Genomic DNA, 22,886 nt, shown 5'->3' on the forward strand with positions numbered 1-22,886 from the left:
TTATGGATATCCTGCTTGTTGACGGATATAACATCATTGGAGCCTGGCCGGAGCTAAGAACGCTAAGGGACCGTGATTTACCTGCTGCAAGGGACCGACTAGTGGAAAGAATGGCAGAATACCAAGCCTATTCGGGTTACCGAGTGATTGTTGTATTTGATGCCTATTATGTGCAAGGGACAGAAAAAAAATATAAAAATCATAAAGTAGAAGTAATATTCACGAAAGAAAATGAAACAGCTGATGAGCGAATTGAAAAAATGGCGATCAGTCTAAGTAACCGCAAAACGCAAATCCATGTGGCTACCTCTGATTTTACGGAACAATGGGCAATTTTTGGACAAGGGGCATTAAGAAAATCTGCTCGGGAACTGCTTGTCGAAATGTCTTCGATTGAAAAAGGCATCGAAAAGAAAGTGAAGTTAATCCAAGAAAAGAGGCCGGTTTCCAAAATACCAATTAGTGATGAAATGACGGAAATTTTTGAAAAGTGGCGCAGAGGGCAGAAATGAACGTGGACTTCAAAATATTTCTAATGTATACTATTACTATCTATGCTTGTTCGGTGGAGGGGATCTACGTTGAGTACGGATTTCGGGACAAAGATGAATCAACAATTCTTCATTATGGATGATGAGGGAATAGTTGATTTGGTGCACCAAGGTGATAGTGAAGCATTGGATTATTTAATCCACAAGTATCGTAACTTTGTACGTGCTAAAGCAAGATCCTATTTTTTAATTGGGGCAGATAAAGAAGATATTGTCCAAGAGGGTATGATTGGGCTTTATAAGGCAATTCGTGACTTTAGGGAGGATAAACTAACCTCTTTCAAAGCATTTGCAGAGCTCTGCATCACCCGTCAAATCATTACAGCGATTAAAACCGCGACACGCCAGAAGCATATCCCGTTAAATTCCTATGTTTCTTTGGACAAGCCTATCTATGATGAAGAATCGGACAGGACCTTAATGGATGTTTTGTCGGGCGCCAAAGTACTTGATCCCGAAGAACTATTTATTAATCAAGAAGAGTTTGATCATATAGAATTCAAAATGACTGAATTGTTAAGTGATTTAGAAAGGAAGGTATTGGCCCTCTACTTAGATGGACAATCATACCAAGAAATTTCTGAAGAGCTTAATCGTCATGTGAAGTCCATTGATAATGCCCTGCAGCGGGTGAAAAGAAAACTCGAGCGCTACTTGGAAATTCGTGAATTCTCGCTTTAAACTTTTCATAAAGGAATCATATCGTTTGTATGAAACCCTTGTCGGCGGTTATTGACATTAACTAGGACTCATGTTACATTTTTAGGGATAATTAGAAAAGCGGAAGGGCCCGAAAAGGTGTCAAATATGAGTAAAAAGGTCATTCTTACATGTGTAGATTGCGGCTCACGAAATTATTCGACAGTCAGCAAAGAGACACAAACGGAACGATTAGAATTGAAAAAATTCTGTAAAACTTGCTCAACCCATACAATTCATAGAGAAACAAAGTAATGATTATAGATTTTTTATTTATAGATTTTGGGGGTTAAAGAAATGCAGCGCATAAAGAAGTTCTTCAGTGATGTCTTCCGTGAAATGAGAAAAGTTAGCTGGCCAAAACGCGGTGAACTAACACGTTCTACAATTACTGTTTTATCGACCGTTGTTTTTTTTGCAGCATTCTTTGCGGTACTAGATTTAGGAATTTCAAAATTGATTCGTTTAATTCTTGAATAACAAGTAATCATTCATGGTATAATGGTAATTAATAGAGGAAATTTTATCTAAAGCCCGTTCAAACGGGTTTTTTCATTTGTTTAAAAAGATTTAGGGGATTTCCGATAAAAAACACAGGGAGGGACGGACACTAGTCCTCTTAAATGGAAAAAAATTGGTATGTGTTACATACTTATTCTGGGTATGAAAATAAAGTAAAAGCGAATTTAGAAAAACGTGTCGAATCGATGGGCATGACAGATAAAATTTTTCGGGTGATTGTCCCCGAAGAAGAAGAAACGGAAATAAAGAATGGCAAGAAAAAGGTAGTAAAACGCAAAGTTTTTCCAGGTTATGTTTTGGTTGAACTTGTGATGACGGATGACTCTTGGTATGTAGTCCGAAATACCCCTGGTGTAACTGGATTTGTCGGTTCGTCTGGATCAGGTTCAAAACCGACTGCCTTACTTCCTGAAGAAGTGGTCGTCATCCTAAAAAGAATGGGTGTTACTGAGGCACGTGTCGATGCTAATTATGAGATTGGCGAAACCGTTCGAGTGAAAGAAGGCCCATTTGCAAACTTTACTGGATCTATTGAAGAGATGGATAAAGACAGATCAAAACTCAAAGTTCTGGTTAATATGTTCGGTCGTGACACCCCGGTTGAACTGGATTTTACTCAGATTGATAAATTATAATGTAAAAAAACTTGAAATAATTTTTAAAAAGTGGTAATATTTCATAGGTCAGTATGTCTTCACTGTGAGACATGACTATTGTTAAGTTCTTTATGATAATTAGATAAAGACATATGCCTGAGTGGGAGGGAACCCCAAGGTTTCCTATTACCACATCACGGACTTTAAGGAGGTGTGTCTCGTGGCTAAAAAAGTAATTAAAGTCGTTAAATTACAAATTCCTGCTGGTAAAGCAAACCCAGCGCCGCCAGTTGGTCCTGCACTAGGTCAAGCCGGTGTTAATATCATGGGATTCTGTAAAGAATTTAACGCTCGTACAGCAGATCAAGCTGGTTTGATCATTCCTGTTGAAATCACGGTATTTGAAGACCGTTCATTTACATTTATTACGAAAACTCCTCCTGCTGCCGTTCTATTGAAAGTAGCAGCTGGAATTCAGTCTGGTTCAGGTGAACCAAACCGTAATAAAGTAGCAACAGTAAAGCGTGATACAGTACGCGAGATTGCGGAACAAAAAATGCCTGACCTAAACGCAGCAAGCGTTGAAGCAGCAATGCGCATGGTTGAAGGTACTGCACGCAGCATGGGTATTGTTATCGAAGACTAATCCGTGCCGAACTGTTTGGTGTAAGGAGGAGGTTGCGACGCTGATTTATTTCACTCGCAACCTTTATTCGTGGGAGGTTTAACCGTTAAAACCACAATCTAGGAGGAAATTTAAATGGCTAAAAAAGGTAAGAAGTATTTAGAAGCTTCAAAGCTTGTAGATCGTTTGAAAGCATACCCAATTGTTGAAGCAATTGAACTTGCAAAGCAAACAAATTACACAAAGTTCGACGCAACTCTTGAGGTTGCTTTCCGTTTAGGCGTTGACCCTAAGAAAGCAGACCAACAAATTCGTGGTGCAGTAGTACTTCCTAACGGAACTGGTAAAACTCAACGCGTTCTAGTTTTCGCGAAGGGTGAGAAAGTGAAGGAAGCAGAAGCAGCTGGAGCTGATTATGTAGGCGATTCCGAGTACATCAATAAAATCCAACAAGGCTGGTTTGACTTTGATGTCATCGTAGCAACTCCTGACATGATGGGTGAAGTTGGTAAACTAGGACGTGTATTAGGACCTAAAGGCTTAATGCCAAACCCTAAAACAGGCACTGTTACATTTGATGTAACAAAAGCTATCAATGAAATCAAAGCTGGTAAAGTTGAATACCGTGTTGATAAGTCTGGGAATGTCCATGTACCAATCGGTAAAGCATCTTTCGAAAGCCAAAAGCTTGTAGAAAACTTCAACACAATCTTTGAAACAATGGTGAAAGTTAAACCTGCAGCTGCAAAAGGTACTTACATGAAGAACGTAACTGTTGCTTCAACAATGGGACCTGGAGTTAAAGTAGATCCTTCATCTGTTTCAGTTAAGTAATTTTACCAATTGACAATCCAAACAACATTTAATATAATTTATTTTGTTGTTAAAAATAATAAACATTTGTACTGTAGACAGCAGGTGCCTGTATTGGCTTAATTACCTGCCGAGGTAAGCGATATAGAATTGGCTGATCCATTCAGCTGTTGTATGCTGCCTCCATGTCAAGTAATGATATGGAGGTATTTATTTGGCCAATAGGAAAGTAAAACTTTCCCATCAGGCATAAGTGCAACTTCGCCTCTGTCTTCGCCCTAACGGGCTAGCCAGTCGGCGAGTTTTCTATACCTGGTATAAATGTAGATAATCTACAGGAGGTGTAAAGATGAGCAGTGCAATCGAATTAAAGCAACAAATCGTTGATGAAATCGCTGGGAAATTAAAGGCTAGTGTTTCAACTGTTGTTGTTGATTACCGTGGTCTTTCAGTTGCCGAATTAACTGAACTTCGTAAACAGCTTCGTGAAGCAGGTGTTGAATTTAAAGTTTACAAAAACTCAATGACACGCCGTGCTGCTGAAGCAGTTGAGCTTGCTGGTTTAAATGATGCATTAACAGGTCCGAACGCCATCGCGTTCAGTACTGAAGATGTTGTAGCACCAGCTAAAATCTTGAATGACTTTGCGAAAAAACATGAAGCACTTGAATTAAAAGCAGGTGTGATTGAAGGAAATGTTGCAACAGCTGAAGAAATTACAGCACTTGCAGCCCTACCATCACGCGAAGGTTTACTTTCAATGCTACTCAGCGTACTACAAGCACCAATTCGCAATCTTGCTCTTGTTACAAAAGCAGTTGCAGAACAAAAAGAAGAACAAGGCGCGTAAGTTAATAGAAAGGCGGAAGCGCCCTGGGCGCAGAAGCTGGACAATCTTAATCGCAAACTAATAAATTTGAACGAAAACTAAGGAGGAAAATTAATCATGACTAAAGAACAAATCATTGAAGCAGTTAAATCTATGACTGTTTTAGAACTTAACGATCTAGTAAAAGCAATCGAAGAAGAATTCGGCGTAACTGCAGCAGCTCCTGTAGCAGCTGGCGGCGCAGCTGTTGCAGCTGTTGAAGAGCAAACTGAATTTGATGTTATCCTAGCTAGCGCTGGCGACCAAAAAATCAAAGTTATCAAGGTAGTACGTGAAATCACTGGCCTTGGACTTAAAGAAGCAAAAGACCTTGTTGACAATGCACCTAAGACTATTAAAGAAGGCGTTGCTAAAGACGAAGCTGAAGCAGTTAAAGCTAAGCTTGCTGAAGTTGGAGCAAACGTTGAAGTTAAGTAATTATATTATAAAAAGGCTCGCTGCATAAGCGGGCTTTTTTTTCCTTACTATCATTTTGTTGATCAGTGTAAGTCCTCGTATTTCTTCAAATATCTACTCTCCGGAGGTGAGTCTAATGTCCGAACACTACTATTCTCGAACCCAAGAGGTTGAAAGTAGCCCTAAATATTGGGAATACACCCTAAGAAATAATCTTTTTCGCTTTAAAACCGATAACGGTGTTTTTTCGAAAAGAGAAGTAGATTTTGGCTCACGTTTACTAATTGAGTCTTTTGAAATACCAGAGGTGGAAGGACCAGTTCTTGATGTTGGGTGCGGCTATGGCCCAATTGGTTTGTCTATTGCGAAGGACAATAACGATCGACTGGTTCACATGGTGGATGTTAATGAACGGGCGATAGAGCTTGCGAAGGAAAATGCAGCACTAAACAGAACTGAAAATGTTGATATATATGAAAGCGATCGCTTGTTAAATGTAAAAGGAAGTAATTTTGCAGCAATCGTAACGAACCCGCCGATTAGGGCAGGGAAAAAGACGGTCCATGATATTTTTGAACAAAGCTCTATGCATCTTGCAGCTGAAGGTGAGCTCTGGGTGGTAATCCAGAAAAAGCAAGGGGCACCATCTACGATAGAAAAATTAAAAGAATTATTTTTTTCCGTTGAGACTATTGACAAATCAAAAGGTTATTTTGTTATTAAGGCGAAAAAAAGTTGACTTGAAAATGCCGCTATGATAGCATTATAAAATGCCATCATAATAAATTCCCAATTATTCCTTAAAATACTTGTTTTTTTAGTATAAAAAGGGAATTAGAAGGAAACGATGACAAAATAATAGTCAAAATGTGAAAATGTGGTTTTTGAGTAAAAAACCCTTTTTCTTTTTGTTTAATGGAAAGAGCCTAAACTCTTTCTTGAAAACATAAATAGATTTTAATAAATAACGCTTGATTTGAGGGGTGAATCAGTTGTCAGGTCAACTAGTTCAGTATGGACGACACCGAAAGCGGAGAAGTTACGCACGAATCAGTGAAGTTTTAGAATTACCAAATCTCATTGAAATTCAAACCGCTTCCTATCAATGGTTTCTTGATGAGGGTTTGCGTGAAATGTTCCAGGATATTTCACCGATTGAAGATTTTACTGGTAACCTATCACTCGAATTTATTGATTACAGCCTTGGCGATCCAAAGTATTCTGTTGAAGAATCAAAAGAACGGGACGTTACATATTCTGCTCCATTGCGTGTAAAGGTCCGACTTGTTAACAAAGAAACAGGTGAAGTAAAAGATCAAGATGTATTTATGGGTGATTTTCCACTTATGACGGAAACAGGTACGTTTGTCATTAACGGGGCTGAACGTGTTATTGTTTCACAATTAGTGCGTTCTCCGAGCGTTTACTATAGTGGAAAGCTTGATAAGAATGGAAAACGAGGCTTTTCAGCTACTGTCATTCCGAACCGCGGCGCTTGGCTGGAATATGAAACAGATGCCAAAGATGTCGTATATGTGAGAATAGATCGTACTCGGAAACTGCCCGTTACGGTTCTTTTGCGTGCACTTGGCTTTGGCTCTGATCAAGAAATCATTGAATTGATTGGAGATAACGAGTATATTCGTAACACTTTGGAGAAGGACAATACGGAGGGTGTCGATAAGGCACTTCTAGAAATCTATGAGCGGCTTCGTCCCGGTGAACCTCCTACCGTTGAAAACGCAAAGAGTTTATTGGTGTCCCGCTTTTTTGATCCAAAGCGCTATGATCTAGCTAATGTAGGCCGCTATAAAATTAATAAGAAGCTTCATATTAAAAATCGCTTATTCAACCAACGGTTAGCGGAATCCCTAGCGGACCCCGAAACTGGCGAAATTATTGCTGAAAAAGGAACGGTTCTAGATAGGAGAAACCTGGATAGAGTCTTGCCGGCCCTTGAAAAGAACATCAACTTTAAAGGCTTTAGCCCTTATGGCGGCGTAGTTAGTGAAGAAATCATCCTTCAGGACATTAAAATTTATGCTCCTGGTGATGAAAATGAAAAAGTAATTAACGTCTTAGGTAATGCCTATGTGGCTGAACCGATTAAAAATATTACGCCTGCAGATATCATTGCATCGATTAGCTACTTCTTCAATTTGCTGCATGGAGTAGGCGATACAGACGATATTGACCATTTAGGCAACAGACGTCTTCGTTCTGTTGGAGAGCTCTTACAAAACCAGTTCCGCATCGGTTTATCCCGGATGGAGCGGGTTGTTCGTGAAAGAATGTCGATCCAAGATACAGCAACCATTACACCGCAGCAATTAATCAATATTCGTCCGGTTATTGCTTCAATCAAAGAGTTCTTTGGAAGCTCACAGTTATCACAGTTCATGGACCAAACCAACCCGCTTGCTGAATTAACGCACAAGCGTCGTTTATCTGCACTAGGACCAGGTGGTTTAACACGTGAGCGCGCAGGTTTTGAAGTGCGTGACGTTCACTATTCTCACTATGGCCGTATGTGCCCTATTGAAACACCAGAGGGCCCGAACATTGGACTGATTAACTCGTTATCATCTTATGCTAAGGTGAACCGCTTTGGATTTATTGAAACACCATACCGTCGTGTTGACCCTGATACTGGCAAAGTAACAAGCCGGATTGATTATCAAACGGCGGATGAAGAAGATAACTATGTAGTTGCGCAAGCAAACGCCCGTCTAGATGAGGATGGTTCGTTCCTAGATGAAGATGTTGTAGCACGTTTCCGTGGAGAAAACACGGTTGTAAAACGCGACCGCATTGATTATATGGATGTATCTCCTAAGCAGGTTGTTTCTGCAGCAACAGCATGTATCCCGTTCCTTGAAAATGATGACTCCAACCGAGCTCTAATGGGAGCGAACATGCAGCGTCAAGCAGTACCTCTTATGCAGCCAGAAGCCCCAAGGGTTGGTACAGGTATGGAATACGTATCTGGTAAAGACTCTGGTGCGGCAGTTATTTGTAAACATGAAGGTATTGTTGAGCATGTGGAAGCACGTGAAGTATGGGTCCGCCGCATTAACGTAGTCGACGGGCAAGAAGTAAGAGGAAATCTTGATAAATATCGCATGTTGAAATTCATTCGTTCCAACCAAGGAACATGCTATAACCAACGTCCAATTGTCGCCGTTGGCAACCATGTAACAAAAGGTGAAATACTCGCTGACGGTCCTTCGATGGAATTAGGTGAATTAGCACTTGGTCGCAACGTGCTTGTAGCATTCATGACATGGGATGGCTATAACTATGAAGATGCGATTATTATGAGTGAACGTCTGGTTAAAGACGATGTATATACGTCGATTCATATTGAAGAATACGAATCAGAGTCCCGTGATACAAAGCTCGGACCAGAAGAAATCACTCGTGATATTCCAAACGTCGGTGAAGACGCACTACGCAATTTAGATGAGCGTGGGATTATCCGGACTGGCGCTGAAGTAAAAGACGGAGACCTGCTTGTTGGAAAGGTTACACCAAAAGGGGTAACCGAGTTAACAGCGGAAGAACGACTTCTACATGCTATTTTCGGTGAAAAGGCTCGTGAAGTACGTGATACATCGCTTCGTGTTCCACACGGCGGCGGCGGTATCGTCCTTGATGTTAAAGTCTTTAATCGTGAAGATGGCGATGAACTTCCACCGGGTGTAAATCAGCTTGTCCGTGCCTATATCGTTCAGAAACGTAAAATTTCTGAAGGAGATAAAATGGCAGGACGCCACGGTAACAAAGGGGTAATTTCAAGAATATTACCAGAAGAAGATATGCCGTATTTACCAGATGGCACACCAGTAGATATCATGTTAAATCCACTAGGGGTTCCATCGCGGATGAATATCGGACAGGTGCTTGAGCTCCATCTAGGAATGGCGGCACGCTATCTGGGCATTCACGTCGCTTCTCCAGTATTTGACGGAGCCACTGAAGATGATGTTTGGAGTACGATTGAAGAAGCGGGTATGGCTCGCGATGCGAAAACCGTCCTTTATGATGGCCGTTCCGGCGAACCATTTGATAACCGTGTCTCTGTTGGTGTCATGTATATGATTAAACTGGCACACATGGTTGATGATAAACTCCATGCCCGTTCAACTGGACCTTACTCACTTGTTACGCAGCAGCCACTTGGCGGTAAAGCACAATTTGGCGGACAGCGTTTTGGTGAGATGGAAGTTTGGGCACTTGAGGCATACGGGGCAGCATATACGCTTCAAGAAATTCTTACGGTTAAATCAGATGACGTTGTTGGTCGTGTGAAAACCTATGAAGCCATCGTCAAAGGCGAAAACGTTCCGGAACCTGGCGTACCGGAGTCATTCAAAGTTTTAATTAAAGAACTTCAGAGCCTTGGTTTGGATGTTAAGATCCTTTCCGGTGATGAAAAAGAAATAGAAATGCGCGATACGGAAGATGACGATGATTTACAGCAAGTTGATACATTAAACATTGTTCCTGAGGCGCAACATGCTGTATCCGAAAAGGTCGGTTCAAAAGAATAATTTTTGCTGTTAGCGTGCAAAGCGCGCTAACAGCTTTATTGGGCAATAAGGGTAAAACCTGGAGATATCAAAAGGGAGGTAGGCCCCTTGCTGGATGTTAATAATTTTGAGTATATGAAAATTGGTCTTGCTTCACCGGATAAAATCCGTTCATGGTCATTCGGAGAGGTCAAAAAGCCGGAAACGATTAACTATCGTACTTTAAAGCCTGAAAAGGACGGTTTATTCTGTGAAAGAATCTTCGGTCCGACAAAGGACTGGGAATGTCATTGTGGAAAGTACAAGCGTGTCCGCTATAAAGGTGTCGTTTGTGACCGATGTGGTGTTGAAGTAACACGTGCTAAAGTTCGTCGCGAACGAATGGGTCATATCGAGCTTGCAGCACCTGTATCACATATTTGGTACTTTAAAGGTATTCCGAGCCGAATGGGACTTGTCTTAGACATGTCACCAAGAGCCTTGGAGGAAATCATTTACTTTGCCTCCTATGTAGTAACAGAATCAGGGGATACGGCCCTTGATAAGAAGCAGCTTTTATCTGAAAAGGAATATCGTGCATACCGCGAAAAGTACGGAAACAAATTCCAAGCTGCCATGGGTGCAGAAGCAATTAAAAAGCTTCTATTCGATATCGATTTAAATAAAGAAGTAGACGGCTTAAAAGAAGAGTTGAAAACAGCACAAGGCCAGCGTCGTACCCGTGCGATTAAGCGCCTAGAAGTGTTAGAAGCATTCCGTGGTTCTGGAAACGAGCCTTCTTGGATGATTCTTGATGTTCTTCCTGTTATTCCGCCTGAACTTCGTCCGATGGTTCAACTCGATGGAGGAAGATTTGCAACATCTGACTTAAACGATCTTTACCGTCGTGTGATTAACCGTAACAACCGCTTAAAGCGTTTGTTAGACCTTGGTGCTCCGAGCATCATTGTTCAGAACGAAAAACGGATGCTTCAAGAAGCTGTCGATGCCTTGATTGATAACGGCCGCCGCGGCCGCCCGGTCACAGGTCCTGGTAACCGTCCATTGAAGTCACTTTCCCATATGTTAAAAGGGAAGCAAGGCCGTTTCCGTCAAAACTTGCTCGGAAAACGTGTTGACTACTCCGGACGTTCCGTAATCGTAGTAGGTCCAAACTTAAAAATGTATCAGTGCGGCCTTCCGAAAGAAATGGCGCTTGAGCTCTTTAAGCCATTTGTTATGAAGGAACTTGTTGAAAAGGGCTTAGCACACAATATTAAATCAGCAAAACGAAAAATAGAACGAGTATCCCCGGATGTTTGGGACGTTCTTGAAGATGTGATTAGAGAGCATCCAGTCTTGTTAAACCGTGCTCCTACACTGCATAGATTAGGAATTCAGGCCTTTGAACCCACCCTTGTCGAAGGTAGAGCTATCCGCCTTCATCCGCTTGTTTGTACGGCATATAATGCGGATTTCGACGGTGACCAAATGGCTGTTCACGTACCACTTTCATCAGAGGCGCAAGCAGAAGCACGATTATTAATGCTTGCAGCGCAAAATATCTTAAACCCTAAAGATGGTAAACCGGTTGTTACCCCTTCTCAGGATATGGTACTAGGTAACTATTACCTGACATTAGAAAGAGAAGGCGCAGTCGGTGAAGGGATGATTGTTAAAGATACGAACGAAGCAGTCCTAGCCTATCAAAACGGCTATGCCCACTTGCATACACGTGTCGCAGTTCATGCTGGTTCATTAGGAAATGAGACATTCACAGAAGAACAAAACAATAAGTTGCTAATTACAACAGTTGGTAAGCTTATATTCAATGAAATTCTGCCGAAATCATTCCCATACATCAATGAACCGACAAGGAATAATTTAGAGGTCGAAACACCTAAAAAATATTTTGTTGAAAAAGGGGAAGACGTCAGGGCGAAAATTAATGAAATGCCTTTGATTGATCCATTTAAAAAGAAAATCCTTGGAAATATCATTGCTGAAGTATTTAAACGTTTTAAAATTACCGAAACGTCAAAAATGCTCGACCGCATGAAGGACTTAGGCTTTAAACATTCAACAAAAGCAGGTCTTACAGTTGGGGTAGCTGACATTGTCGTACTTCCTGAAAAACAGGAAATACTTCATGAAGCGCAACATAAAGTTGATAACGTAATGAAGCAATTCCGCCGCGGTTTAATTACCGAAGATGAGCGTTATGACCGAGTAATTGCCATCTGGAGTGCTGCAAAAGACACGATTCAAGGGAAGCTAATGAAATCCTTGAATAAAACGAATCCAATCTTTATGATGAGTGATTCCGGTGCCCGTGGTAACGCGTCTAACTTTACCCAGCTTGCTGGTATGCGTGGTCTAATGGCCAACCCGGCTGGACGGATCATTGAATTACCGATCAAATCAAGTTTCCGTGAAGGATTAACCGTATTAGAGTACTTTATCTCCACTCATGGTGCGCGTAAAGGTCTTGCTGATACGGCCCTTAAAACGGCTGACTCCGGTTATTTAACTCGTCGACTTGTCGACGTTGCACAAGATGTCATTGTACGTGAAGACGATTGTGGTACTGATCGCGGCTTTTTAATCAGTGCCTTAAAAGATGGGACAGAAACAATCGAAGGCTTGGACGAACGCCTCATTGGCCGTTATGCCCGCACTCCGATCAGGCATCCTGAAACAAAAGAAGTCCTTGTTCCTGAAAATGGCTTGATTACTGAGGATATGGCAGAAGTCATTGTTGGAGCGGGTATTGAACAGGTTAAAATCCGTTCTGCGTTTACATGTAATACCCGTCATGGTGTATGTAAGAAGTGTTATGGCCGTAACTTGGCAACAGGCCAAGAGGTTGAAGTGGGTGAAGCGGTTGGTATTATTGCTGCCCAATCAATCGGCGAGCCAGGTACACAGTTAACCATGCGTACGTTCCATACGGGCGGGGTTGCCGGAGATGATATTACCCAAGGTTTACCGCGTATCCAGGAAATCTTTGAAGCGCGTAATCCTAAAGGGGTTGCTGTTATTACAGAAATCGAAGGTGTCGTTGTAGGCATTAACGAGGGACGTGACCGTCAGCATGAAATCGTCGTTCAAGGCGAAGTGGAGTCGCGTACCTATAATGCTCCATATACAGCCCGCTTGAAAGTGGCTGTCAATGATCACGTAGAACGCGGTGAAGAATTAACAGAAGGATCGATTGATCCGAAAGAGTTAATTAAAGTTAAAGATGTGACATCTGTTCAAGAATACCTATTGCGTGAAGTACAAAAAGTTTACCGCATGCAAGGGGTAGAAATTGGCGATAAGCACGTTGAGGTAATGGTCCGTCAAATGTTACGTAAAGTTCGTGTTGGTGATGCAGGGGAAACAGATGTACTTCCAGGTACACTTCTTGATATTCACCAGTTCACTGATGCGAATGAGAAGGCATTGTTAGCTGGCAAATTGCCTGCAACAGGACGTCCGGTATTACTCGGTATTACAAAAGCGTCGCTTGAGACTGATTCCTTCTTGTCGGCAGCATCGTTCCAAGAAACCACAAGAGTTCTTACAGACGCAGCGATCAAAGGCAAGCGTGATGAATTACTCGGCTTAAAAGAAAATGTTATCATTGGTAAGCTTGTACCAGCAGGAACAGGAATGCAGCGTTACCGTAAAGCAGAACCTGTACTCCGCGATACAACTTCCGAAGAAACCGTAACAATTGATTAATTTCTGTGCGGTACTTGCTGACAAAAGCAAGTACCGCATTTTAAAGGGAATTCATTTAAGGACGGCTTTCATAAAAATGTAAAAGTATAGTTGACATCCTTTTGGGAAGATGATATTATATCAAAGGTGCTTCTATTCACCTGATACTTTGGAGGATATGATTTATGTCTTATGAAAAAGTATTGCAGGCACAAAGAGTTATCATAGGAACCAAACAAACAGTAAAGGCATTAAGGGAAGGTAAAGTTCAGGAGTTAATCGTCGCAGGCGATGCTGAAGCGAAAGTAACAGCAAAGGTTGTTGATGTGGCAAAAGAATTTAATGTTCCCATCCTAAAAGTCGACTCAATGAAAAAGTTGGGGAAAGCATGCGGGATCGAAGTTGGTGCTTCCACTGTTGCAATTATCCGTTAAAAGCTGTTTTTGTAGATAGATTAGTCTGCAAAAACTTTGTTTTTGCAAAAAAATGAACCACCTGGATGTGTGGGCTTACAAATAATGAAGGGAGGAAAAAATCATGCCTACTATTAACCAACTGGTGCGCAAGCCTCGTCAATCAAAAGAGGAAAAGTCAAAATCACCTGCGCTAAATAAAGGTTATAATAGCTTTAAAAAGTCACAAACAAATGTTTCATCACCACAAAAACGTGGAGTTTGTACTCGTGTTGGTACAATGACTCCAAAGAAACCAAACTCAGCGTTACGTAAATATGCACGTGTACGTTTGACAAATGGTATCGAGGTGACTGCATACATTCCTGGTATTGGACACAATCTTCAAGAGCACAGTGTTGTTCTTATCCGTGGAGGACGTGTAAAAGACTTACCAGGGGTACGTTATCATATCGTTCGTGGAGCACTTGATACTGCGGGTGTAAATAACCGTATGCAAAGCCGTTCTAAATATGGTACAAAGAGACCGAAAGCACCGAAAAAATAATCTCAATAAATAGAAGCTTTATTGAAAGGAGGAAAATACATGCCACGTAAAGGTCCTGTAGCAAAAAGAGACGTATTACCAGATCCGTTATATAATTCAAAACTAGTTACTCGTCTAATCAACAAAATGATGGTTGACGGTAAAAGAGGTAAATCACAAGCTATTCTTTATTCAGCGTTTGAAACAATTCGCGAACGTACTGGTAAAGAGCCGATGGAAGTATTCGATGCAGCGCTTAAAAATATTATGCCTGTACTAGAAGTTAGAGCCCGCCGTGTAGGTGGAGCTAACTACCAAGTTCCAGTTGAGGTGCGTCCAGACCGCCGTTCAACTCTAGGTCTTCGTTGGTTGGTGAATTATTCACGTAACCGCGGTGAAAAAACGATGGAAGAGCGTTTAGCTCATGAAATCATGGATGCAGCAAACAACACTGGTGCAGCTGTTAAGAAACGTGAAGATACACACAAAATGGCAGAAGCAAACAAAGCGTTTGCTCACTATCGTTGGTAATCTAACCTTCAATATAAAAACTTTCATACTAGGAAGGAGAAAGACCCAATGGCAAGAGAGTTCTCCTTAGCAAATACTCGTAATATCGGTATCATGGCACACATCGATGCCGGTAAAACGACGACCACTGAGCGTGTACTTTACTACACTGGTAAAATTCATAAAATCGGTGAAACACATGAAGGCGCTTCTCAGATGGACTGGATGGAGCAGGAACAAGAACGCGGAATCACGATTACTTCCGCAGCAACAACTGCATCATGGCATGGTCATCGCGTAAACATCATTGACACACCAGGACACGTAGACTTCACGGTTGAAGTTGAACGTTCACTCCGTGTCCTTGATGGCGCTGTAGCTGTTCTAGATGCGCAATCAGGTGTTGAACCGCAAACTGAAACAGTTTGGCGTCAAGCAACAACATATGGTGTACCGCGTGTTGTATACGTTAATAAGATGGATAAAATTGGAGCAGACTTCTTATATTCTATAGGAACAATCCATGACCGTCTGCAAGCAAATGCGCATGCAATCCAGTTGCCAATCGGCGCTGAAGATCAGTTTAACGGAATCATTGACCTTGTAGAAATGAATGCAGTATTCTACGGAAATGACTTGGGCACAGATATTGAAGTGCGCGAAATTCCAGAAGAATACATGGCTCAAGCTGAAGAATATCGCGAAAAGCTAGTAGAAGCAGTAGCAGAACTGGATGAAGAGTTAATGGAGAAATACCTTGGTGGTGAAGAAATCACTAAAGAAGAGCTTAAAGCTGGCATTCGTAAAGGTACCGTTAATGTTGAATTCTACCCTGTAATCTGTGGATCAGCATTCAAAAACAAAGGTGTTCAATTAATGCTGGATGCAGTTATTGATTATCTTCCATCTCCATTAGATGTACCTGCAATCAAAGGTCATGCACCTGATGAAGAGGATGTAGTCATAGAACGTCATTCTAGTGATGAAGAGCCATTCTCGGCTCTAGCATTCAAAGTTATGACTGACCCTTATGTTGGTAAATTAACGTTCTTCCGTGTTTATTCTGGAACATTAGAGTCTGGCTCGTATGTGCAGAACTCTACTAAAGGAAAACGCGAACGTGTTGGACGTATTCTGCAAATGCATGCAAACAGCCGTCAAGAAATCTCTAAGGTATACGCTGGCGATATCGCTGCAGCTGTAGGACTGAAGGATACAACTACTGGTGATACACTTTGTGATGACAAAAATCTTGTAATCCTTGAGTCTATGCAATTCCCTGAGCCAGTAATTCAACTTTCAGTTGAGCCAAAATCAAAAGCAGACCAAGACAAGATGACTACGGCACTGCAAAAACTTCAAGAAGAAGATCCGACATTCCGTGCACATACTGATCAGGAAACTGGACAGGTTATCATTGCCGGTATGGGTGAACTTCATCTTGATATCTTAGTTGACCGTATGCGTCGTGAGTTCAAGGTTGAAGCTAACGTAGGTGCACCACAGGTTGCCTATCGTGAAACATTCCGTGGTTCAGCACAAGTTGAAGGTAAATTTGCCCGTCAATCTGGTGGTCGTGGACAATATGGACATGTTTGGATTGAATTTGGACCAAACGAAGAAGGAAAAGGCTTTGAGTTTGTTAACGGTATTGTCGGTGGTGTTGTTCCTCGTGAATACATCCCTGCAGTTCAAGCTGGTCTTGTAGATGCCTTAGATCGTGGTGTTCTTGCTGGATATCCATTGGTTGATATTAAAGCGAGATTGTTTGATGGATCATACCATGATGTTGACTCCTCGGAAATGGCGTTTAAGATTGCTGCATCTATGGCACTTAAGAATGCTGCGTCCAAGTGTAACCCTGTTATCCTTGAACCAACGATGAGGGTTGAAGTTACAATTCCTGAAGAATATTTAGGAGATATCATGGGCCAAATTACTGCTCGTCGTGGACGTGTTGAAGGTATGGAAGCTCGTGGTAACGCACAGGTGGTACGTTCAATGGTTCCACTATCAGAAATGTTTGGATACGCTACATCGCTTCGTTCTAGTACACAAGGTCGCGGAGTATTCTCTATGCACTTTGATCACTACGAGGAAGTTCCGAAATCAATTTCTGAAGAAATCATCAAAAAAAATAAAGGTGAATAATTGATTTTCACCTTTCTATAAAGTATAACTACTATTGTAAGCATTGAAGCTGAGAAAATGGGACAACCATTTCACAGCTTCAATAATAAAAATACTTAACTTTTATAATTTAGAGGAGGATTTCCAAATGGGTAAAGCTAAATTTGACCGTTCAAAGCCACACGTTAACATTGGTACAATTGGACACGTTGACCATGGTAAAACAACTTTAACAGCTGCAATCACTTCTGTACTTGCTAAATCTGGTAAAGCAGAAGCACGCGGATATGATCAAATCGACGGAGCACCTGAAGAAAAAGAGCGTGGTATCACAATTTCTACATCACACGTTGAGTACGAAACTGATGCTCGTCACTATGCACACGTTGACTGCCCAGGACACGCTGACTATGTTAAAAACATGATCACTGGTGCTGCGCAAATGGACGGCGGTATCCTAGTTGTATCTGCAACTGATGGCCCAATGCCACAAACTCGTGAGCACATCCTTCTTTCTCGTCAAGTAGGTGTACCATACCTTGTAGTATTCATGAACAAGTGTGACATGGTTGACGACGAAGAACTTCTTGAGTTAGTAGAAATGGAAATTCGTGATCTATTATCAGAATACGACTTCCCTGGCGATGACACTCCAGTTATCAAAGGTTCTGCTCTTAAAGCATTAGAAGGCGAAGCTGCATGGGAAGAAAAAATTATCGAACTTATGACTGCTGTTGACGAGTTCATTCCAACACCAACTCGTGACACTGACAAACCATTCATGATGCCTGTTGAGGATGTATTCTCAATCACTGGCCGTGGAACTGTTGCTACTGGACGTGTTGAGCGTGGAGTAGTTAAAGTTGGTGACGTAGTTGAAATCGTAGGTTTCACAGAAGAGCCAAAATCTACTACTGTAACTGGTGTAGAAATGTTCCGTAAGCTTCTTGACTTTGCTGAAGCTGGCGACAACATCGGTGCTTTACTTCGTGGTGTAGCACGTGAAGAAATTGAGCGTGGTCAAGTATTGGCTAAGCCAAAATCAATCACTCCACACACAAAGTTCAAAGCACAAGTTTACGTTTTGTCAAAAGAAGAAGGTGGACGTCATACTCCATTCTTTACAAACTATCGCCCACAATTCTATTTCCGTACTTCTGATATTACTGGTATTTGTAATCTTCCAGAAGGCGTAGAAATGGTTATGCCTGGCGACCATATCGAAATGATTGTTGAACTAATTGCACCAATCGCAATCGAAGAAGGAACTAAGTTCTCAATTCGTGAAGGTGGACGTACAGTTGGTTCAGGTTCAATCACAACTATTACTGAGTAATTTTTAAATAGAAAAAGCAGATGGGTGACGATCCATCTGCTTTTTTGTGTTTAACAAGATAAAATCCGAGTTTCTTCTATAAATACTAATCAATTGCTTTACTTTGAAAATTATCTAGCTCTAGCTCCCAGCGGCTAGTGGACTTCGCTCTTTTCCCTACGATAAGTCAACATCGAATCGCTGCGCTCTCTCCGTGTTTCCATTACTCACTCAAAGCGCTCCAGTCCAAACGCCGCATAACGGTCGCCTCCGCTCTTCTAATTAGGAGATTACTGGAGAATTACATTAGCTGTTGAATTTATGAATATCAGCCTTTATAATAGTAAAAGTGCTCGAAAGAGAAACATAAAAAATATTGTAATAGTAGTTGCGTTTACTTTATCTTTTATGTATAATAGACAATGTTGGTCTTTGACTGCGATGATGTGAAAGGTTGCTGACACACCCGGCCGCTTTGCCATGGCGAGTGTGTGGGAAATTTTCACTGAGAATGTCTATTTTTAAAATAGGCGAATAAAGGAGGGAAAATAATGGCAAAACAAAAAATTCGTATCCGTTTAAAAGCGTATGATCACAGAATTCTTGATCAATCTGCAGAAAAAATCGTAGAAACAGCAAAACGTTCAGGTGCGGCAGTTTCAGGTCCAATTCCGCTTCCAACAGAGAAAAATGTATATACGATTCTTCGTGCGGTCCATAAGTACAAAGATTCACGTGAGCAATTCGAACAACGGACACATAAGCGTCTAATCGATATCGTGAACCCTACACCACAAACTGTTGACGCATTAATGCGTTTAGACTTACCATCTGGTGTTGATATTGAAATTAAGCTTTAATCAAAATAAATAAACAAATCCACAGGAGGTGTGACTTAAATGACCAAAGGAATCTTAGGAAGAAAGATTGGTATGACTCAAGTATTCGCAGAAAACGGCAACTTAATCCCTGTAACTGTAGTTGAGGTAGCTCAAAACGTAGTTCTTCAAAAGAAATCAGTTGAAAGCGATGGATATACAGCTGTTCAAGTCGGTTTTGAAGATAAACGTGAAAAGTTAGCTAACAAACCAGAAAAAGGCCATGTTGCAAAGGCAAATACTGCTCCTAAGCGCTTCATTCGCGAATTCCGCGGAGACGACTTAGAAGGCTATGAAGTTGGTCAAGAAGTCAAAGTTGATATGTTCGCTGCAGGCGAAATCGTAGATGTAACAGGAATCTCAAAGGGTAAAGGTTTCCAAGGTGTAATCAAACGCCACGGACAATCACGCGGCCCAATGGCTCACGGTTCACGTTATCATCGTCGTCCTGGTTCAATGGGACCTGTTGCTCCAAACCGTGTATTCAAAGGTAAACTATTACCAGGCCGCATGGGTGGAGATCAAGTTACTGTACAGAACCTTGAAATCGTTAAGGTCGACACGGAACGCAACTTACTTTTAATCAAAGGTAATGTTCCAGGACCTAAAAAAGCACTATTAAAAATCAAAGGTGCAATTAAGAAATAGTCACTTTTTAAGAAAGGAGGAACAAAGGAATGCCTAAAGTAGCGTTATTAAACCAAACAGGATCACAAGTTGGTGATATCGAACTTAATGATTCAATTTTTGGTATTGAGCCTAACCAACACGTATTATTCGAAGCGATTATCATGCAAAGAGCTTCTTTACGTCAAGGAACTCATAAAGTTAAAGTTCGTTCTGAAGTACGCGGCGGTGGTCGTAAACCATGGCGTCAAAAAGGAACTGGCCGTGCTCGTCAAGGGTCAATTCGTTCCCCACAATGGCGCGGAGGTGGGATTGTTTTCGGTCCAACACCACGCAGCTACAGCTATAAATTACCGAAAAAGGTACGTCGTTTAGCAATTAAATCTGCACTATCTTCTAAAGTGTTAGAAGAGAATATTTTAGTGTTAGACATCTTAGCTATTGACACTCCAAAAACAAAAGATTTTAAAACAGTATTAAGCGGTCTTTCTGTTGATAAAAAGGCACTAATTGTTACTGCGGACTTGGATGAAAATGTAGCACTATCAGCTCGCAACATTCCTGGTGTAACAGTAGTAACAGCTAATGGAATTAACGTATTAGATGTTGTTAATCATGAGAAATTAATCATGACAAAAGCAGCGGTTGAAAAAGTAGAGGAGGTGCTTGCATAATGGATGCACGCGATATCATTAAGCGCCCCGTTATCACTGAACGTTCTACCGACCTAATGGCTGAAAAGAAATATACGTTCGAAGTAGATGTTAGAGCTAACAAAACACAAGTTAAAGATGCAGTTGTAGAAATCTTTGGCGTTGAAGTTGATAAGGTTAACATCATGAACTATAAAGGTAAATTCAAGCGTATGGGTAAATTTGGCGGATATACAAATAAACGCCGTAAAGCAATTGTAAAATTAACTGCTGATAGCAAAGAAATTGAATTCTTTGAGGCATAAGAACCTATCAAGAAGAGGAGGGAAAAAATATGGCGATTAAAAAGTACAAACCTACCTCCAACGGTCGTCGCGGAATGACTACTTCTGATTTTGCTGAAATCACAACTAGCACTCCAGAAAAATCTCTTTTAGCACCAATAAAGAGAAAAGGCGGCCGTAACAACCAAGGTAAGTTAACTGTTCGTCATCAAGGTGGCGGCCATAAACGTCAATATCGTTTAATTGATTTTAAACGTACCAAAGATGGCATTCCAGGACGCGTTGCTACTATCGAGTACGATCCAAACCGTTCTGCAAATATTGCATTAATTAATTATGTTGATGGAGAAAAGCGTTATATCTTAGCTCCTAAAAACCTTCAAGTTGGAATGGAAGTAATGTCAGGCCCTGAGGCTGATATTAAAGTTGGTAACGCACTTCCACTAGCTAATATCCCAGTTGGTACTGTTGTACACAATATTGAGTTAAAGCCTGGTAAAGGTGGACAATTGGTTCGTTCTGCTGGAACAAGCGCACAAGTGCTTGGTAAAGAAGGTAAATACGTACTAGTTCGTTTAACTTCAGGTGAAGTTCGTATGATTCTAGCTGAATGCCGTGCTTCAATCGGTCAAGTAGGTAACGAACAACACGAACTAATTAAAATTGGTAAAGCAGGTCGTTCTCGTTGGTTAGGTATTCGCCCAACTGTTCGTGGATCTGTAATGAACCCTAACGATCACCCACACGGTGGTGGTGAAGGACGTTCACCAATTGGACGTAAATCACCAATGTCTCCATGGGGTAAACCAACTCTTGGTTACAAAACTCGTAAGAAAAAGAATAAATCAGATAAGTTTATTGTACGTCGTCGTAAAAAATAACGGGACTTTGCTACGGTTCAAAGAGAGAGCCGTAGAACAGTCACGAAGGGAGGTTCCTTCATGGGTCGCAGCTTAAAAAAAGGACCATTTGTCGATGATCATTTATTGGTTAAGGTTGAAAAGTTAAATGAAACTGATGGCAAACAAGTTATTAAGACATGGTCACGCCGTTCTACAATCTTCCCACAATTTATCGGACACACAATTGCTGTTTATGACGGTCGCAAACATGTGCCTGTATATGTTACTGAAGATATGGTAGGCCACAAGCTTGGAGAATTCGCTCCAACACGTGCTTACAAAGGCCATGGAAATGATGACAAGAAAACAAGACGTTAAGAGAGGAGGGCATCCAAATGCAAGCTAAAGCTGTTGCAAGAACAGTTCGTATTGCTCCTCGTAAGGCACGTCTAGTAGTAGATTTAATTCGAGGAAAGCAAGTTGGTGAAGCGGTGGCAATTTTAAATCTTACGCCTAAGTTTGCTTCTCCAATCGTAGAAAAAGTATTAAAATCGGCTATGGCAAATGCTGAACACAATTACGAGATGGACATAAATAATCTAGTTGTTGCTCAAGCATTCGTTGATGAAGGACCAACACTTAAACGTTTCCGTCCTCGTGCAATGGGCCGTGCAAGCCAAATTAATAAACGCACAAGCCACATCACAATCGTATTATCAGAAAAGAAGGAGGGATAAGCTGTGGGTCAAAAAGTAAATCCTGTCGGTTTGCGTATCGGAATCATTCGTGATTGGGAATCTAAATGGTACGCAGGTAAAGACTTTGCTACTCTTTTACACGAAGACCTTAAAATTCGTGAATATATCACGAAGCGTTTAAAAGATGCTTCTGTTTCTAAAGTAGAAATCGAACGTGCTGCAAACCGCGTGAATGTAACAGTCCATACAGCTAAGCCTGGTATGGTTATCGGTAAAGGCGGTACGGAAGTGGAAGCACTTCGTAAAGCATTAAATCAACTTACTGGCAAACGTGTCCACATCAACATTCTTGAAATTAAGAGAGCTGACATGGATGCTAAACTAGTTGCTGAAAATATTGCTCGTCAATTAGAAAACCGTGTATCTTTCCGTCGTGCCCAAAAGCAAACCATTCAACGTGCAATGCGTTCTGGTGCGAAAGGTATTAAAACACAAGTATCTGGTCGTCTTGGCGGAGCTGATATCGCTCGTGCTGAACATTACAGCGAAGGAACTGTTCCACTTCATACACTTCGCGCTGATATTGACTATGCTACAGCTGAAGCTGATACTACTTATGGTAAGCTAGGCGTTAAAGTATGGATCTATAAGGGAGAAGTCCTTCCTACTAAGAAGAAAAATGCGGAAGGAGGCAAATAAT

General features: G+C 41.3%; 25 protein-coding genes and 1 other annotated feature. All 25 genes read left to right on the forward strand.

The annotated features are described in order from the left end of the window. Window positions 1–2: 2 nt before the first annotated feature. The 25 genes from BSO02S_RS20970 (at window position 3) to rpsC (ending at window position 22,885) form a co-directional block, all read left to right on the forward strand. Window positions 3–512: an NYN domain-containing protein gene (locus tag BSO02S_RS20970; RefSeq protein WP_066072256.1), complete on the forward strand. Its 510-nt coding sequence runs from the start codon at window positions 3–5 to the stop codon at window positions 510–512. A gap of 69 nt (window positions 513–581) precedes the next feature. Then, window positions 582–1,232 carry an RNA polymerase sporulation sigma factor SigH gene (gene sigH, locus BSO02S_RS20975; RefSeq protein ID WP_066072259.1) on the forward strand — a complete coding sequence of 217 codons (651 nt, stop codon included), beginning with the start codon at window positions 582–584 and terminating at the stop codon, window positions 1,230–1,232. A 126-nt stretch (window positions 1,233–1,358) separates the two neighbouring features. Next, window positions 1,359–1,505 carry a 50S ribosomal protein L33 gene (gene rpmG / locus BSO02S_RS26605; protein ID WP_084375123.1) on the forward strand — a complete coding sequence of 49 codons (147 nt, stop codon included), beginning with the start codon at window positions 1,359–1,361 and terminating at the stop codon, window positions 1,503–1,505. Window positions 1,506–1,547: 42 nt separating this feature from the next. Next, window positions 1,548–1,730, forward strand: a complete 183-nt coding sequence (gene secE / locus BSO02S_RS20980) for a preprotein translocase subunit SecE (protein WP_066072263.1) — start codon at window positions 1,548–1,550, stop codon at window positions 1,728–1,730. 143 nt (window positions 1,731–1,873) lie between these two features. Further along, window positions 1,874–2,407 carry a transcription termination/antitermination protein NusG gene (gene nusG / locus BSO02S_RS20985; RefSeq protein WP_066072265.1) on the forward strand — a complete coding sequence of 178 codons (534 nt, stop codon included), beginning with the start codon at window positions 1,874–1,876 and terminating at the stop codon, window positions 2,405–2,407. A gap of 181 nt (window positions 2,408–2,588) precedes the next feature. Next, the gene (gene rplK, locus BSO02S_RS20990) at window positions 2,589–3,014 is read left to right on the forward strand and encodes a 50S ribosomal protein L11 (protein ID WP_007085303.1); all 426 of its coding nucleotides are present in this window, start codon (window positions 2,589–2,591) and stop codon (window positions 3,012–3,014) included. A gap of 114 nt (window positions 3,015–3,128) precedes the next feature. Next, complete coding sequence (gene rplA, locus BSO02S_RS20995) at window positions 3,129–3,827, forward strand: 50S ribosomal protein L1 (protein ID WP_066072268.1); 699 nt, start codon at window positions 3,129–3,131, stop codon at window positions 3,825–3,827. A gap of 53 nt (window positions 3,828–3,880) precedes the next feature. Continuing rightward, window positions 3,881–4,028, forward strand: a sequence feature (ribosomal protein L10 leader region). A gap of 127 nt (window positions 4,029–4,155) precedes the next feature. Continuing rightward, on the forward strand, window positions 4,156–4,656 hold the full coding sequence (rplJ, locus tag BSO02S_RS21000) for a 50S ribosomal protein L10 (protein ID WP_066072272.1): 501 nt from the start codon (window positions 4,156–4,158) through the stop codon (window positions 4,654–4,656). A 96-nt stretch (window positions 4,657–4,752) separates the two neighbouring features. After that, complete coding sequence (gene rplL, locus BSO02S_RS21005; RefSeq protein WP_066072275.1) at window positions 4,753–5,112, forward strand: 50S ribosomal protein L7/L12; 360 nt, start codon at window positions 4,753–4,755, stop codon at window positions 5,110–5,112. A gap of 115 nt (window positions 5,113–5,227) precedes the next feature. Beyond that, entirely contained in the window at window positions 5,228–5,830 is a 603-nt protein-coding gene (locus tag BSO02S_RS21010; protein ID WP_066072277.1) for a class I SAM-dependent methyltransferase, read from the forward strand. Between the two features lie 253 nt (window positions 5,831–6,083). Next, complete coding sequence (rpoB, locus tag BSO02S_RS21015; RefSeq protein ID WP_066072280.1) at window positions 6,084–9,644, forward strand: DNA-directed RNA polymerase subunit beta; 3,561 nt, start codon at window positions 6,084–6,086, stop codon at window positions 9,642–9,644. Window positions 9,645–9,731: 87 nt separating this feature from the next. After that, window positions 9,732–13,331: a DNA-directed RNA polymerase subunit beta' gene (rpoC, locus tag BSO02S_RS21020; RefSeq protein ID WP_066072283.1), complete on the forward strand. Its 3,600-nt coding sequence runs from the start codon at window positions 9,732–9,734 to the stop codon at window positions 13,329–13,331. Between the two features lie 164 nt (window positions 13,332–13,495). After that, window positions 13,496–13,744, forward strand: a complete 249-nt coding sequence (locus tag BSO02S_RS21025; RefSeq protein ID WP_066072286.1) for a 50S ribosomal protein L7ae-like protein — start codon at window positions 13,496–13,498, stop codon at window positions 13,742–13,744. 103 nt (window positions 13,745–13,847) lie between these two features. After that, window positions 13,848–14,270 carry a 30S ribosomal protein S12 gene (rpsL, locus tag BSO02S_RS21030; protein ID WP_066072289.1) on the forward strand — a complete coding sequence of 141 codons (423 nt, stop codon included), beginning with the start codon at window positions 13,848–13,850 and terminating at the stop codon, window positions 14,268–14,270. A gap of 39 nt (window positions 14,271–14,309) precedes the next feature. Then, on the forward strand, window positions 14,310–14,780 hold the full coding sequence (gene rpsG / locus BSO02S_RS21035) for a 30S ribosomal protein S7 (protein ID WP_066072292.1): 471 nt from the start codon (window positions 14,310–14,312) through the stop codon (window positions 14,778–14,780). Window positions 14,781–14,828: 48 nt separating this feature from the next. After that, complete coding sequence (gene fusA, locus BSO02S_RS21040) at window positions 14,829–16,910, forward strand: elongation factor G (protein WP_066072295.1); 2,082 nt, start codon at window positions 14,829–14,831, stop codon at window positions 16,908–16,910. Between the two features lie 127 nt (window positions 16,911–17,037). Beyond that, window positions 17,038–18,225, forward strand: a complete 1,188-nt coding sequence (gene tuf / locus BSO02S_RS21045) for an elongation factor Tu (RefSeq protein ID WP_066072298.1) — start codon at window positions 17,038–17,040, stop codon at window positions 18,223–18,225. Window positions 18,226–18,755: 530 nt separating this feature from the next. Further along, the gene (gene rpsJ, locus BSO02S_RS21050) at window positions 18,756–19,064 is read left to right on the forward strand and encodes a 30S ribosomal protein S10 (protein ID WP_066072301.1); all 309 of its coding nucleotides are present in this window, start codon (window positions 18,756–18,758) and stop codon (window positions 19,062–19,064) included. Between the two features lie 39 nt (window positions 19,065–19,103). Next, the gene (rplC, locus tag BSO02S_RS21055) at window positions 19,104–19,730 is read left to right on the forward strand and encodes a 50S ribosomal protein L3 (RefSeq protein ID WP_066072304.1); all 627 of its coding nucleotides are present in this window, start codon (window positions 19,104–19,106) and stop codon (window positions 19,728–19,730) included. Window positions 19,731–19,759: 29 nt separating this feature from the next. After that, window positions 19,760–20,383, forward strand: a complete 624-nt coding sequence (rplD, locus tag BSO02S_RS21060; RefSeq protein WP_066072307.1) for a 50S ribosomal protein L4 — start codon at window positions 19,760–19,762, stop codon at window positions 20,381–20,383. Next, window positions 20,383–20,667, forward strand: coding sequence for a 50S ribosomal protein L23 (gene rplW, locus BSO02S_RS21065; protein ID WP_066072310.1), 285 nt, complete (start codon window positions 20,383–20,385; stop codon window positions 20,665–20,667). Before rplD ends, rplW begins: the two co-directional genes overlap by 1 nt. Before the next feature lie 29 nt (window positions 20,668–20,696). After that, entirely contained in the window at window positions 20,697–21,527 is an 831-nt protein-coding gene (rplB, locus tag BSO02S_RS21070; RefSeq protein ID WP_066072312.1) for a 50S ribosomal protein L2, read from the forward strand. A 60-nt stretch (window positions 21,528–21,587) separates the two neighbouring features. Further along, a complete protein-coding gene (gene rpsS, locus BSO02S_RS21075) occupies window positions 21,588–21,866 on the forward strand; it encodes a 30S ribosomal protein S19 (RefSeq protein ID WP_066072315.1) in 279 nt (92 codons plus the stop codon). A 17-nt stretch (window positions 21,867–21,883) separates the two neighbouring features. Continuing rightward, the gene (gene rplV / locus BSO02S_RS21080) at window positions 21,884–22,225 is read left to right on the forward strand and encodes a 50S ribosomal protein L22 (RefSeq protein WP_066072318.1); all 342 of its coding nucleotides are present in this window, start codon (window positions 21,884–21,886) and stop codon (window positions 22,223–22,225) included. Between the two features lie 3 nt (window positions 22,226–22,228). Beyond that, window positions 22,229–22,885, forward strand: a complete 657-nt coding sequence (rpsC, locus tag BSO02S_RS21085) for a 30S ribosomal protein S3 (RefSeq protein WP_066072322.1) — start codon at window positions 22,229–22,231, stop codon at window positions 22,883–22,885. Window position 22,886: the final 1 nt, after the last annotated feature.

The sequence above is a fragment of the Neobacillus soli NBRC 102451 genome, from assembly GCF_001591665.1.
In the GTDB taxonomy this organism is placed as follows: domain Bacteria; phylum Bacillota; class Bacilli; order Bacillales; family Cytobacillaceae; genus Neobacillus; species Neobacillus soli.